Raw genomic sequence first — 13,079 nt, forward strand, 5'->3', positions numbered from 1 at the left:
TTTGTCTAATAGGGTTTAAATTGCTCTTCACCCAATGGGCGATGAGCATCATGTCGTTTTAAAAACACATCAAAAATCGACCGCACTTTAAAACGCGTTTTCCATCATAATCTCGCCATTTTTATGTACGCGATGAAGGGCGTATCCTTTGGCTTTTAAATGGTCGTAGCTTGCTTTTACCATATTCGGATTGCCGCAAATCAGAAAACGCGTATCGGCTTTGTTAAAACGGATATTTAAGGCGTGTTCCAATTCGCCGCTTTCCAGTAATTGGGGGATACGTTGATGTAATGTGCCGTTGACTTTTTCTCGGGTAATGACCAGTTGATAAATCAGTTTATCGGTATATTGACCGATAAGGGAATGATCTTTTAAATCAGCCAAATATTGCTCAAAAACTAAATCGTCGGCATAAGACACGGAATGCACCAGCACGATTTTGTCCGCTTTTTGCCAAAATTCTTCGCTTTGCAGCATGGATAAAAAAGGTGCAATGCCAGAACCGGTGGCAAGTAAAATTAATACTTTGCCCTGCGGAATTCGGTTAACGGTAAAAAAGCCGACGGGCTTTTTCTCAAGCAGTAACGTATCGCCCGCCTGCATTTGTTTAAAGTGAGCGGACATGATGCCATCTTCAATTAAAATGGCGTAAAAATCCAAATATTCCGCCGTTTCGGAGGAGATCATGGAATAGGCGCGGGAAACGTAATTGTCACCATTCATAAAACCTAATTTGGCAAATTGACCGGCAATAAAATCAAAATCGGCAGGTCGGGTGATGCTGAAAGAGAGGAGTTTCGGCGTATGTTTTTTTACCCAACGGACTTTTTGTTCGGTGAAAGCATATTCTTTTACGGATTTGTTCATAAATAGCTCCTGATTTTCCTAAAATAACAAAAATAAAAAGTAAAAAACGGGTTAAACCGCCAATCGTTAGCGTGGTGATATTTTATACTACTTAGCATTGGATTGCCGATTTTCTTTCTATAAATATTTTATTGCTATAAAAGGTTTTAAAATCAATTTTTATGCGCGGTTTCGCTATTGCTTAACGGTGCAAAATTCTGTAAAATGCACCCCGTTTTTTGCTCGTTATCGGAGCGTCAAAAATGAATCTAACTTCTGTTCTTAATAGATAAAACAGCAGTTTTGTGACTTAATTAATAGAGGAATGTCATTATTAAAACCGTAAAAAAAGCACCCGCAGTAAATCGCCCTAATCGTATTAACGACGAAATTAGAGTGAAAGAAGTCCGCTTGATTGACCAGGATGGCGAACAAGTTGGGATTGTTCCGATTCAACAGGCATTAGAGATGGCGGAAAATGTCGCTTTAGATCTTGTGGAAATCAGTCCGAATGCGGAACCTCCGGTATGTCGCATTATGAACTACGGTAAATTCCTTTACGAGAAAAGCAAAACTGCCAAAGAGCAGAAGAAAAAGCAGAAAGTTGTGCAGGTGAAGGAAATTAAATTCCGTCCCGGCACAGACGAAGGCGACTATCAGGTAAAACTACGCAGCCTGGTTCGCTTTTTGGAAGATGGGGATAAAGCCAAAGTCACCGTTCGTTTCCGCGGACGTGAAATGGCTCACCAAGATATCGGTTTGGACGTGTTAGAGCGTGTTAAAAATGACTTAGCCGAAATTGCCGTGGTGGAATCTGCACCGGGTAAATTGGAAGGTCGCCAAGCCATTATGGTGCTTGCCCCGAAAAAGAAATAATCAGTGCATTTCAAGTAACAAAAGTGCGGTGAAAATTCCAAGTGTTTTTTCCACCGCACTTTTATTCGCCTGATTATTTGTGATAGAGCCTTTTAGATTTAAAGTGAGTACAAGGCAAACCGCTGAAGACAGTGCAACTTGCACGGCGAAGCGGTTTAACGCAGTAATCGCTTTAAAGATAAAGGCGTGATTAGTGTTAAAAATAATGCGGAGTTATTAGACAATGCCTAAAATTAAAACAGTACGCGGTGCTGCTAAGCGTTTCAAAAAAACTGCTTCCGGTGGTTTCAAGCGTAAACAATCTCACTTACGTCATATTTTGACTAAGAAAACAACAAAACGTAAACGTCATCTACGCCATAAATCTATGGTTGCTAAGTCCGACTTAGTATTAGTAGTCGCGTGCTTGCCATACGCATAAGCATAACGTACGTCAGTTCATTTTAGTTAAAAATATTACATAGGAGATTAAATAATGGCTCGTGTAAAACGTGGTGTTATTGCAAGAGCACGCCATAAGAAAGTTCTTAAGGCTGCTAGAGGTTATTATGGTGCACGTTCACGCGTGTATCGCGTTGCTTTCCAAGCGGTGATCAAAGCCGGTCAATATGCATATCGTGACCGTCGTCAACGTAAACGTCAGTTCCGTCAATTATGGATTGCACGTATCAACGCGGCGGCTCGTCAAAGCGGCTTATCTTACAGCAAATTCATCAATGGCTTGAAAAAAGCCTCTGTTGAAATCGATCGTAAGATCCTTGCCGATATCGCCGTATTCGACAAAGTGGCTTTCGCTGCATTAGTTGAAAAAGCAAAATCTGCACTTTAATTTTAAAGTTTAGATAAAAAATAAGGACGCTCTTGAGCGTCCTTTTTTGTGTCAATAAAAACGTTTGTAAAAACCACCGCACTTTTATCACCTTATTTCTCGCTATTTTCGTTCTGATATACATAAGAATATACTGCTTTTTTTGCTGTTATGGCAGGTCCCGTTCTTTAACGAACATGGGTTATTTTCAGGCAGGAAATTGTTGATCTGGCGACTCGCACTCAATTTACGGTATATCAGCATTGTTTCAGATAAGAAAACCCAGATGGCCCACTTTGCTTATCTATAATATCGGTAAAAGTATGCAAAAAGAGGTTAAATATTATATTGTCAGGCATTATCGTTACTAGCTTCATAACGAGAAGTTATTAAGAATATGTTAGAAAATAAAGCGAGTTGTTAAAACAAAATCTTAAGAAAGAAAAAACCGCTACCCAATTCTGGATAGCGGGGAGGTCTTAAATATAAGAAAACTTTAAAGACAACTGCATTTGCAGTGCACTAGCAATTATTAAGACTAGAAACAGAAAAAATAGTTCGTAAAAATGAAAAAAAAACTTGTAATTTACAAAAACTTACATTCTATTTCTTCGAATATCTGTAACTCATTAATAAATAGTAAGAAAACTTTTTAAATAAGATTAAATAACTTGTTTTGTAAATTTTTGTATGAGGTTTTTGTTCTTAACCACCTCTCTTCAGCTATTGCCGGTTGTAACCGACAGATTTCTATGGTGCTTGTCCTAGCCTACCACTTCTACTTTAAAAAATACTGAAATTTTTGACCGCACTTTTTTCTGACCCGAATTCCGGCAAAGCATCGCCCATTAATTTTAGAAAATACGATTTGTAATGTTTTGTGATATTGATCACAACTTTCATAAGTTTTCATATTCAAAATAATTTTATTATGTATTATGAATTCAAAATACATCGAAAGCTTTAAGTAAATATCGAAAGCAGGAGAAAAAGATGGCAACGCTTAAACAAAAATGGTTGGAAAAATTGTACGGTAAAGAACGAATTTTTCGCGCTTTAGCAATTGATCAGCGTGGTGCGCTGAAGCGGATGCTGGGTGAAAAGGTAACGGATGAACAGCTTCAAATTTTTAAAGGGTTAGTGTCCGAGAATCTTACGGCACGGGCTTCTGCTATTTTATTGGATCCGGAATTCGGCTGGCAGGCAGCGGGATTAAAAGATCAGCATTGCGGTTTAATTATGGCTTACGAAAAAACCGGCTATGACAAAACCAAAATCGGACGTTTTCCCGATTTGATTGATGATGTATCGGTTAAGAGGTTGAAAGAGAAAGGGGCCGATGCGGTGAAATTGCTGTTGTACTTTGATGTGGATGAAGGTGAAGCGATTAATCAGGTGAAAGCCACTTTTGTAGAACGCGTCGGTTCAGAATGTATCGCAGAGGAAATGCCGTTCTTTTTGGAGATTTTGACGTATGATTCCAATATTTCGAATAAGAAAGAATTCGCAAAAATGAAACCTAGAAAAGTGATTGAAGCAATGAAAGTCTTTTCGGATAAACGTTTTGCGGTGGATGTCTTAAAAGTGGAAGTGCCGGTGGATATGAATTATGTGCAAGGATTTACAAATGGTGAGGACTATGTTTATACGCAAAAAAGCGCACAGGCATTTTTTAAAGAGCAAAGCGATTGCAGTGATATTCCGTTTATCTTCCTAAGCGCAGGCGTCTCGCCGAAATTGTTTCAAGACACGCTTGAATTTGCCAAATCGGCGGGTTCTACCTTTAATGGCGTATTGTGCGGGCGCGCCACTTGGGCGGGCAGCGCTGAAGTATTTAAAACCCAAGGTGCGGCACAGGCGGAACAATGGCTGCGCACGCAAGGTTTGCAAAATATCAATGAACTCAACGATGTGTTGATGAAATCCGCCACACCGGTCAACGTATAAAAGGAGGGAAATAATGAAAGAATTAGTGAAAAAACACAAAGCGGGACAACAGATCGGCATTTGTTCCGTCTGCTCGGCACATCCGCTGGTGCTTGAAGCAGCGTTGCGGTTTGATTTGGAGACGGATAAGGATGTATTAATTGAAGCGACCTCTAATCAAGTGAATCAATTCGGCGGTTATACCGGTATGAAACCGGCAGATTTTAAATCCTTTGTTTATCAGATTGCGGAAAAAGTAAATTTTCCGAAAGAGCGCATTATCTTAGGTGGCGATCATCTGGGACCGAATTGTTGGCAAAATGAATCGGCTGAAACGGCAATGGAAAAAGCCAAAGCGTTGGTGATGGATTATGCGAAAGCGGGTTTTACTAAAATTCATTTGGATGCCTCAATGTCTTGTGTTGACGATCCTGTACCCCTTCCGCCGACTGTAGTCGCCGAACGCGCGGCAGAGCTATGCGCCGCCATTGAAAGCGTGTTAAGCGAAGAGCAAAAAGCCAAAATCAGCTATATCATCGGTACCGAAGTGCCTGTGCCGGGTGGTGAGGTGCATGCTATTCAACGTGTTGACGTTACTACGGTGGCAAGCACCAATGAAACCATCGAGACCCATCGCAAGGCATTTGCAACACTCAATCTGGACGATGCCTTCCGACGTGTGGCAGGGTTGGTCGTGCAACCGGGTGTAGAATTTGATCATTCCAATGTCATTTTATACAAACCGGAATTGGCACAAGAACTGTCGAAATTCATTGAAACCACACCTTATGTTTTTGAAGCCCATTCTACCGATTATCAAACAAAATATGCTTATCGCAATTTAGTGAAAGATCACTTCGCCATTTTAAAAGTCGGACCGGCATTAATCTTTGCGTTACGGGAAGCATTATTCGCCTTGGCAAAAATTGAAGACGAATTGATCCCGCCGGAACGTAAAAGTTACTTATTAGACGTAATCGATCAGGTCATGCAGGATGAACCGAAATATTGGAGTAAATATTACTCGTCGCAACATTCCAAGGCCATGATTGATCTGCATTTCAGTCTGTCGGATCGTATTCGTTACTACTGGCCGAATGCGCGAATCAATGGTGCGGTGGAGAAATTAATTGAAAATCTGTCCGTAGAAAATATTCCGTTAGGCTTACTCAGCCAGTATTTGCCGGAGCAATATCGCAAAGTGTTATTGAAAGAAATACCGGCAAAACCGACCGCACTTATTCTGGATAAGATTCAGCAGGTGCTGAGCGATTATGCATTCGGTTGTAACGAGGAGAACGCTGATGAAAACCGACATTTTAATTAAAACCGATGTAGATTTTGCCGATTACGGGGCGGTTTTTCACCATTTGGCGGACAGATTTATCGCCGAAGGATTCGTCAAAGCATCGTACCGCGAGGCGATTTTTGCACGGGAAAAAGATTTTCCCACCGGCATTGCCTTGGAATATCAGGCCGTCGCCATTCCCCATAGCGACGCCGAACACGCGTTGAAACCGGCGATTTATTTTATTCGCCCGAACAAACCGGTGAAGTTTAACCGTCCTGATGAAGATGGTCAGGTGGATGCCGAATTGATCATCGCGCTAGTGGTAACCGATCCGCAGGATCAACTGGTGGTGTTGCGTAAATTATTCGGAAAATTGCAGGACAATGCCTTTGTGGAGCAGCTTCTTACGGCTGAGGAAAATGCGTTGCCCGACCTACTTGAACAACATTTAAGTTTTAACTGACAGCAAGGAGTAAAGCGTATGAAAAAGAAAGTAATTGTAGCCTGTGGCGGCGCGGTAGCCACTTCAACCTTAGCGGCGGAAGAAATCAAAGAATTATGTGGAGCAAACCATATTCCGCTGGAACTGGTGCAATGCCGAATCAATGAAATTGACAGTTATATTCAAGATGTGGATTTGATTTGCACCACCTCGAAAATCACTCAAACCTACGGCGATATTCCGATTGTACACGGCATGCCTTTTGTTTCCGGTGTCGGAATTGATCAGCTTAAAGAGAAAATCTTAACGATTTTAAGAGGATAATCATTATGTTTACGCAAATCATGCAGTACATTTTGGATCTCGGACCGTCGGTCATGCTGCCGATTGTGATTATTATTCTTTCGTTGTTAGTCGGCATGAAGGCCGGCGATTCCTTTAAAGCCGGATTACAAATCGGTATCGGCTTTGTGGGGATCGGGCTGGTTATCGGCTTAATGTTGGATTCTATCGGACCGGCGGCAAAAGCGATGGCACAGGCGTTTGATATTAATTTGAACGTAGTGGATATCGGCTGGCCGGGCGCCGCACCGATTACTTGGGCATCGCAAATCGCGTTAATCGCCATTCCTATCGCAATTGCGGTGAATATCGTTATGTTGCTGTTGAAACTGACCCGCGTGGTGAACGTGGATATTTGGAATATCTGGCATATGACTTTCACCGGCGCCATCGTGCATATCGCTACCGGTTATTATTGGCTGGGCATTCTCGGGGTTGTGATTCATGCTGCGTTTGTTTACAAACTGGGCGACTGGTTCAGCCGCGATACGAAGAATTTCTTTGAACTGGACGGCATCGCCATTCCGCACGGCACATCGGCATATTTGGGACCGATTGCAGTATTGACCGACATTATTATCGAAAAAATTCCGGGATTGAATAAAGTGCATTTTTCCGCCGACGATTTGCAAAAACGCTTCGGACCGTTCGGCGAGCCGGTCACCGTCGGTTTTGTAATGGGGATTATTATCGGTATTTTGGCGGGCTATCCGTTAAAAGACATTTTGCAGTTAGCGGTAAAAACGGCTGCTGTGATGTTATTAATGCCACGTGTGATCAAACCGATTATGGACGGTTTAACACCCATTGCCAAACAAGCGCGTAAAAAATTACAGGCGCGTTTCGGTGGTGAAGAATTTCTTATCGGCTTGGATCCGGCGCTCTTGCTTGGACATACCTCAGTGGTGTCCGCCAGTTTGATTTTTATTCCGCTGACTATTTTGATTGCCGTTATCTTACTGGGAAATCAGGTGCTGCCTTTCGGCGATTTAGCGCCATGGCGGTAGCGGTGCATCAGGGCAATTTATTCAGAACGCTGATTTCGGGTGTGATCATCATGTCCATCACTCTTTGGATTGCGACCCAAACCATTGCATTGAATACCCAATTAGCCGCTAATGCCGGCACATTGAAGGCGGGCGAACAGGTGGCGTCGATGGATCAGGGCGGTTCGCCGATCACCTATTTACTGGTACAACTCTGTACCGTTGAAAATCTTATCGGATTGCTGGTTATCGGCTGTATCTATGCGCTGGGTGTGTTTTTAACTTGGCGCCGCGCAAAAGGTTTTGAAAAGGCGGATCGGGTGGCTGAAAGTGCGGTCAAAAATTAAAGCGTTTTTGAGGAGTTAAAAAATGAAAGCGGTTGTTGTTGAAGAAAACAGGAAATTGGTGCTGGCGGAAATTGCGACGCCGAAAATCGAAGATGAGGAAGACGTGCTGGTAAAAGTGCTGTATTCGGGCGTATGTGGTTCCGATATTCCGCGCATATTTCATCATGGTACGCATTTTTACCCTATCGTATTAGGGCATGAGTTTTGTGGTACGGTAGAGGAAATAGGAAAAGGCGTGACTGAATTCCGCAAAGGGGATTTAGTGGTTTGTGCACCGTTGCAACCTTGTTTCGACTGCGAGGAATGTCGCAAAGGATATTATTCGTTATGTAAAAACTACAATTTCATCGGTTCCCGTCGTTTCGGCGCCAATGCAGAATATATTGGCGTCAACAAGAAAAATTTGGTGAAAGTATCACCGGATTCCAACCCCTTGCACGATGCTTTTATCGAACCGATTACGGTGGGTCTGCATGCCATTAATCTGGCGCAGGGCTGTGCAGATAAAAACGTAATTGTGATAGGGGCCGGCACCATCGGCTTACTCGCCGCCCAATGCGCCGCCGCATTGGACGCCAAAAGCGTGAAGGTGATTGACATTAACGACGAAAAGCTGGCGCTGGCGAAAGAACTGGGTGCGACGCAAACCTTCAATTCCCGTGAATTAGCCGCAGAAGAAATTGAAAAACAATTATTCGACAGTCGTTTTGACCAACTCGTTTTGGAAACTGCCGGTGTGCCGCAAACGGTTGAACTGGCAATAAAAATTGCAGGCCCACGTGCGCAAGTGGCATTGGTCGGCACCTTACATAATGATTTAACCTTGAATCAGAAAGTGTTCGGTTTGATTTTGCGTAAGGAGTTGAGTATTCTCGGTTCTTGGATGAATTATTCCGCGCCTTGGCCGGGGGATGAATGGACGAAGGCAATCGAATTGGTTAAACAAGGTAAAATTCAATTCGATAAACTGACTGCGTCGGTGAATTTCATTGAAGATTATATTACCGAAGTTGAAAAGCTTGACGGCAAGCCGATGAATGGAAAAATAGTCTTAAAATTTCAGTGAAACGTAATATAATAAAAGCGTATGAAACTTTCGTACGCTTTTATTTTTGCTATATAAGGAATATTTATGAATACTTTTGACCGCCGAAACCTGATTATCGAATTATTAAAAGAAAACGGTAGCGTATTAGTCAACGATCTCGCCAAACGATTTAATGTATCGGAAGTTTCCATTCGTACCGATTTGCGTTTGTTGGAAGAGCAAAATTTATTGACCCGTTTTCACGGTGGCGCGGGATTACTGCAATCACAGGATAATGAAACCTTTCTGGATGACCGCTATTTATTATCACCCGATCCAAAAATCCGTATTGCCAAAGCAGCGGCAGGGCTTATTAAAGAAGGGGATACGATTATTCTGGACAGTGGCAGCACGACGATGATGATTGCCAATGAGCTATTGAAAATCAAGAATATCACCATCATCACCAACAACCTTCCCGCCGCTTTTGTATTATCCGATTCCGTAGATATTACCTTGGTAATTTGCGGCGGTTATGTGCGTCACAAAACCCGCTCCATGCACGGCACCATTGCGGAACATGCACTTAACGGCATTCGTGCGGACATTATGTTCGTAGGTGCAGACGGCATTGATCCGATTAATGGGCTTACCACCTTTAACGAAGGCTATCACATCAGCTCCATCATGGCGAAAGCATCGTCAAAAGTGGTATGTGTTGCCGATTCGACGAAATTCAATCGTAACGGTTTTAATCAGGTGCTACCAATGAGTGCGGTAAATTTAATTATTACCGACAGCAATATTACGGAAAAAAATAAAGCGGAATTGGCGGGGGTAAATATGCCGTTGCAGGTGGTTTAGCCTGATTACAGGTGAAGGCGCATTAATAAGGATTTATAAAATAAAAATATCGTTTTTTGCGACCGCACTTTTGAGAACAAAAAACCGTTCCAACATCGGAACGGTTTTTTATGCGGCTAATTTTTACTTCTCACCTAAAAAATCCAAAATCTGCCATTCAATTCCTGCAGCATCCAGCTTAAGTCCTGTAAGCATTTCTGATTGAGTACCTTGCGGGATAAAGAAATCCGGTAAGCCTAATTGCAGTAATTTCACTTGATGTTGTTGATGATACAACACTTCGGCTACCGCGCTGCCTGCGCCGCCTTGGATGGCGTTTTCTTCCAAGGTGACGATAAGTTCATGAGTTTTGGCGATCTCATTAATGCGTGCGGTATCCAGCGGTTTAACGAAACGCATGTCGATAACTGTGGCGTTGAGTTTTTCCGCTACTTGTAGGGCGTTTGGTAATAGTGTGCCGAAATTTAAAATGGCGATTTTTTTGCCTTCGCGAATCAGTTTGGATTTACCTAATTCCAATAGTTGCAACGGTTCTAATTCAACGCCGACTGCATTGCCGCGAGGATAACGCACAGCGGCTGGTTTTCCGCAATGATAGCTGGTGTAAAGCATTTGGCGGCATTCATTTTCATTGCTTGGTGTCATGATCACGATATTCGGGATGCAGCGCATGAAACTGATATCGAAAGCGCCTTGGTGGGTTTGTCCGTCGGCACCGACAATGCCGGCACGGTCAATGGCAAATAAGACAGGTAGATTTTGAATCGCCACATCATGAATTAACTGGTCATAAGCCCGTTGCAGGAATGTGGAATAGATAGCGACCACCGGTTTATACCCGCCGATTGCCAAACCGGCGGCAAATGTCACAGCGTGTTGTTCGGCGATGGCAACATCAAAATATTGTTGCGGAAAGCGTTGAGAAAATTCCACCATGCCGGAACCTTCGCGCATTGCCGGGGTAATGCCGATGAGTTTCGGATCCTGTTCCGCCATTTCACATAGCCAGTCACCGAAAATTTTAGAATAGGTTGGAGTGGCGTTGAATTTCGGCAATTCGCCGCTTAAATGGTTAAATTTCGGTACGCCGTGGAAGCCGATAGGGTCTTTTTCCGCCGGTGTGTAGCCTTTGCCCTTTTTAGTGACGATATGTAAAAATTGCGGACCTTTGAGTGAACTCATATTTTGCAAGGTGCTAATCAATTCTTCCACGTTGTGTCCGTCAATCGGTCCGATATAGTTAAACCCGAGTTCTTCAAACATGGTGCTGCCCGGGGAGACAAAACCTTTGACGTGTTCTTCGGTTTTTTTCACAAATTCTTTAATGGGCGGCACACCGGAAAGAATTTTTTTGCCGCCTTCACGAATGCTGGAGTAGAAAGAACCGGACAACAAACGTGCCAAATGGTTATTTAATGCGCCCACATTTTCAGAAATGGACATTTCGTTGTCATTGAGAATCACCAGCATATCCGTGTGCAATGAACCGGCATGGTTCAGCGCTTCAAACGCCATGCCGGCGGTAATTGCACCGTCGCCGATGACACAAACGGTTTTGCGTCCTGCATTTTCACGTTCCGCTGCAATGGCAATGCCTAACCCGGCACTGATAGAGGTAGAGGAGTGTCCCACACTTAATACATCGAATTCACTTTCACCGCGCCAAGGGAAAGGATGTAGTCCGCCTTTTTGTCGAATAGTCGGCATTTGGTCGCGGCGACCGGTTAGGATTTTATGGGGATATGCTTGATGTCCTACATCCCAAATCAACTGATCGAAAGGGGTTTTGAATACATAATGCAAGGCGACGGTAAGTTCCACCGTGCCTAACCCCGAGGCTAAATGCCCGCTGCTTTGACTAACCGATTCCAGCAGATATTCGCGCAATTCCTGACACACTTGAGGAAGTTGCTCTTTGTTCAACAAACGCAAATCTTCAGGCGAATTAATTAATGATAAAAGGGGATAATTTTGCATAATGGTTAGTCAATTCCAACGTTAAAATTTATATATCGACACATTAAAAAAACACGATTAATTTTCACCGCACTTTTGGGGATAATTAGCTTTTTCGTTTCACGATAAATTCCGCCAACGCATAAAGTGCGGTGGTATTAAAGGGTAAATTTTTTAGCTCGGCTAGAGCCGTTTGGTAAAGTTCCTGCGCTTTTTGTTTGGCGCCTTCAAGCCCCAACAATTTCGGGTAAGTGCTTTTGTCCGCCGTTAAATCGGAGCCGGCGGTTTTGCCGAGGGTCGCACTGTCGCCCTCGATGTCTAAAATATCATCCTGCACTTGAAAGGCTAAACCGATTGCCGTGGCATAGCGTTCCAGTTGTTGCGCCAACGCTGTGTCGGCAAAGTGCGGTGAGCAAATAAAGCCCATTTTTAAGGCAGCGGCCAGTAATGCGCTGGTTTTGTTTAAATGAATCTGTTCCAGTTCTTGCAGACTGATGATTTTTTGTTCTGAAATTAAATCCAGACTTTGCCCCAAGCACATTCCTTTTACGCCCGCAGCCGCGCTTAATGTCTTAATTAACATCAGTTTTTGTTCTGCCGATAAATGGGGAATATCCGTTAAGATCTCAAAAGCCAATGTTTGTAGCGCATCGCCGGCTAAAATGGCGGTGGCTTCATCAAACGCAATATGGCAGGTTTGGTGCCCGCGACGCAATTCATCGTCGTCCATAGCGGGCAAATCATCGTGAATTAAAGAATAAGCATGAATGGCTTCAATGGCGGCGGCAGCGTAATCCAGCTGCGCCATGTCGGCGCCTAGCATTTTGCCGGTGGCATACACCAAAAAGGGACGAATGCGTTTGCCGCCCAATAACAAGCCGTATTTCATGGCTTCCGCCAGCGGCGCGGGGGCGCTGTCAATGTACGCAAATTGATCGGCTAAAAATTGATTAATCCGTTGCTGAACGTACTGTAAATCTTGCGAAAACTGATACATTGCCGACCCGTTATTCTTCCGGTTGATAATCGCTGAGTTTTGCGCTTTCGCTTTTTTGCAACAAAATTTGGATACGTTGTTCCGCTTGTTGTAAACGTTCCTGACCCAATTGCGCCAGCTTGATCCCTTGTTCAAAATCCTTCAAAGCATCTTCAAGAGAAAGCTCGTTATTTTCCAAACGGGAAACGATTTCTTCTAATTGTTTCAGCGTATTTTCAAAATCAGGTTCGTTTTTTTCAGCCGGCTTGCGTGCCATGATATTGTCCTTTTGCGCAAAATAGAATTGGCGTATTGTACTTGATTTTTAGTGATTTTGTTAGGGCGAATTTGAGGTATTTCCGCTGAAAAATGTCGCTAAAAACGCCGCAAAA

15 protein-coding genes are annotated in these 13,079 nt (G+C 43.3%); 11 read left to right on the forward strand and 4 right to left on the reverse strand.

What is annotated here, in order from left to right; all coding sequences use genetic code 11:
- Positions 1-87 precede the first annotated feature (87 nt).
- Positions 88-867, reverse strand: a complete 780-nt coding sequence (locus tag DK423_RS01130; protein ID WP_005556787.1) for a ferredoxin--NADP reductase — start codon at positions 865-867, stop codon at positions 88-90.
- Positions 868-1,224: 357 nt separating this feature from the next.
- On the opposite strand from DK423_RS01130, the gene infC reads away from it, so the two are divergent.
- The 11 genes from infC (at position 1,225) to DK423_RS01185 (ending at position 9,755) form a co-directional block, all read left to right on the forward strand.
- On the forward strand, positions 1,225-1,722 hold the full coding sequence (gene infC / locus DK423_RS01135; RefSeq protein WP_455737469.1) for a translation initiation factor IF-3: 498 nt from the start codon (positions 1,225-1,227) through the stop codon (positions 1,720-1,722).
- 223 nt (positions 1,723-1,945) lie between these two features.
- Positions 1,946-2,143, forward strand: coding sequence for a 50S ribosomal protein L35 (gene rpmI, locus DK423_RS01140; protein ID WP_005542274.1), 198 nt, complete (start codon positions 1,946-1,948; stop codon positions 2,141-2,143).
- A 54-nt stretch (positions 2,144-2,197) separates the two neighbouring features.
- The gene (gene rplT, locus DK423_RS01145; protein WP_032996594.1) at positions 2,198-2,551 is read left to right on the forward strand and encodes a 50S ribosomal protein L20; all 354 of its coding nucleotides are present in this window, start codon (positions 2,198-2,200) and stop codon (positions 2,549-2,551) included.
- A gap of 972 nt (positions 2,552-3,523) precedes the next feature.
- Complete coding sequence (locus tag DK423_RS01155; protein WP_005556798.1) at positions 3,524-4,477, forward strand: tagatose 1,6-diphosphate aldolase; 954 nt, start codon at positions 3,524-3,526, stop codon at positions 4,475-4,477.
- A 13-nt stretch (positions 4,478-4,490) separates the two neighbouring features.
- Positions 4,491-5,783 carry a tagatose-bisphosphate aldolase subunit GatZ gene (gene gatZ / locus DK423_RS01160; RefSeq protein WP_005556800.1) on the forward strand — a complete coding sequence of 431 codons (1,293 nt, stop codon included), beginning with the start codon at positions 4,491-4,493 and terminating at the stop codon, positions 5,781-5,783.
- Positions 5,761-6,210 (forward strand): PTS galactitol transporter subunit IIA, encoded by a 450-nt coding sequence (gene gatA, locus DK423_RS01165; RefSeq protein ID WP_005556801.1) that lies wholly within the window; start codon positions 5,761-5,763, stop codon positions 6,208-6,210. Before gatZ ends, gatA begins: the two co-directional genes overlap by 23 nt.
- Before the next feature lie 18 nt (positions 6,211-6,228).
- Positions 6,229-6,513 (forward strand): PTS galactitol transporter subunit IIB, encoded by a 285-nt coding sequence (gene gatB, locus DK423_RS01170; RefSeq protein WP_005556803.1) that lies wholly within the window; start codon positions 6,229-6,231, stop codon positions 6,511-6,513.
- Between the two features lie 5 nt (positions 6,514-6,518).
- Complete coding sequence (locus DK423_RS01175; RefSeq protein ID WP_005556805.1) at positions 6,519-7,538, forward strand: PTS galactitol transporter subunit IIC; 1,020 nt, start codon at positions 6,519-6,521, stop codon at positions 7,536-7,538.
- Positions 7,529-7,864, forward strand: a complete 336-nt coding sequence (locus DK423_RS11225) for a PTS galactitol transporter subunit IIC (RefSeq protein ID WP_231093223.1) — start codon at positions 7,529-7,531, stop codon at positions 7,862-7,864. Before DK423_RS01175 ends, DK423_RS11225 begins: the two co-directional genes overlap by 10 nt.
- Positions 7,865-7,886: 22 nt before the next feature.
- Complete coding sequence (gatD, locus tag DK423_RS01180) at positions 7,887-8,930, forward strand: galactitol-1-phosphate 5-dehydrogenase (RefSeq protein ID WP_005556810.1); 1,044 nt, start codon at positions 7,887-7,889, stop codon at positions 8,928-8,930.
- 66 nt (positions 8,931-8,996) lie between these two features.
- Positions 8,997-9,755, forward strand: coding sequence for a DeoR/GlpR family DNA-binding transcription regulator (locus DK423_RS01185; protein ID WP_005556812.1), 759 nt, complete (start codon positions 8,997-8,999; stop codon positions 9,753-9,755).
- Positions 9,756-9,878: 123 nt separating this feature from the next.
- Here DK423_RS01185 and dxs read toward each other — a convergent pair whose 3' ends face one another.
- The 3 genes from dxs to xseB all read right to left on the reverse strand — a co-directional run bounded on the left by dxs (position 9,879) and on the right by xseB (position 12,964).
- The gene (gene dxs / locus DK423_RS01190; protein WP_005556815.1) at positions 9,879-11,732 is read right to left on the reverse strand and encodes a 1-deoxy-D-xylulose-5-phosphate synthase; all 1,854 of its coding nucleotides are present in this window, start codon (positions 11,730-11,732) and stop codon (positions 9,879-9,881) included.
- An 85-nt stretch (positions 11,733-11,817) separates the two neighbouring features.
- A complete protein-coding gene (gene ispA / locus DK423_RS01195; protein WP_109043845.1) occupies positions 11,818-12,708 on the reverse strand; it encodes a (2E,6E)-farnesyl diphosphate synthase in 891 nt (296 codons plus the stop codon).
- A 10-nt stretch (positions 12,709-12,718) separates the two neighbouring features.
- Complete coding sequence (xseB, locus tag DK423_RS01200) at positions 12,719-12,964, reverse strand: exodeoxyribonuclease VII small subunit (protein WP_005546390.1); 246 nt, start codon at positions 12,962-12,964, stop codon at positions 12,719-12,721.
- Between the last annotated feature and the right edge of the window lie 115 nt (positions 12,965-13,079).

The sequence above is a fragment of the Aggregatibacter actinomycetemcomitans genome, from assembly GCF_003130205.1.
Lineage (GTDB): Bacteria > Pseudomonadota > Gammaproteobacteria > Enterobacterales > Pasteurellaceae > Aggregatibacter > Aggregatibacter actinomycetemcomitans_A.

What these genes read in the sequence shown, in the direction of transcription:
- DK423_RS01130 (WP_005556787.1), bottom strand. Translation starts at nt 867, where the DNA reads ATGAACAAATCCGTAAAAGAATATGCTTTCACCGAACAAAAAGTCCGT.
- rpmI (WP_005542274.1), top strand. Translation starts at nt 1,946, where the DNA reads ATGCCTAAAATTAAAACAGTACGCGGTGCTGCTAAGCGTTTCAAAAAA.
- rplT (WP_032996594.1), top strand. Translation starts at nt 2,198, where the DNA reads ATGGCTCGTGTAAAACGTGGTGTTATTGCAAGAGCACGCCATAAGAAA.
- DK423_RS01155 (WP_005556798.1), top strand. Translation starts at nt 3,524, where the DNA reads ATGGCAACGCTTAAACAAAAATGGTTGGAAAAATTGTACGGTAAAGAA.
- gatZ (WP_005556800.1), top strand. Translation starts at nt 4,491, where the DNA reads ATGAAAGAATTAGTGAAAAAACACAAAGCGGGACAACAGATCGGCATT.
- gatA (WP_005556801.1), top strand. Translation starts at nt 5,761, where the DNA reads ATGAAAACCGACATTTTAATTAAAACCGATGTAGATTTTGCCGATTAC.
- gatB (WP_005556803.1), top strand. Translation starts at nt 6,229, where the DNA reads ATGAAAAAGAAAGTAATTGTAGCCTGTGGCGGCGCGGTAGCCACTTCA.
- DK423_RS01175 (WP_005556805.1), top strand. Translation starts at nt 6,519, where the DNA reads ATGTTTACGCAAATCATGCAGTACATTTTGGATCTCGGACCGTCGGTC.
- DK423_RS11225 (WP_231093223.1), top strand. Translation starts at nt 7,529, where the DNA reads ATGGCGGTAGCGGTGCATCAGGGCAATTTATTCAGAACGCTGATTTCG.
- gatD (WP_005556810.1), top strand. Translation starts at nt 7,887, where the DNA reads ATGAAAGCGGTTGTTGTTGAAGAAAACAGGAAATTGGTGCTGGCGGAA.
- DK423_RS01185 (WP_005556812.1), top strand. Translation starts at nt 8,997, where the DNA reads ATGAATACTTTTGACCGCCGAAACCTGATTATCGAATTATTAAAAGAA.
- dxs (WP_005556815.1), bottom strand. Translation starts at nt 11,732, where the DNA reads ATGCAAAATTATCCCCTTTTATCATTAATTAATTCGCCTGAAGATTTG.
- ispA (WP_109043845.1), bottom strand. Translation starts at nt 12,708, where the DNA reads ATGTATCAGTTTTCGCAAGATTTACAGTACGTTCAGCAACGGATTAAT.
- xseB (WP_005546390.1), bottom strand. Translation starts at nt 12,964, where the DNA reads ATGGCACGCAAGCCGGCTGAAAAAAACGAACCTGATTTTGAAAATACG.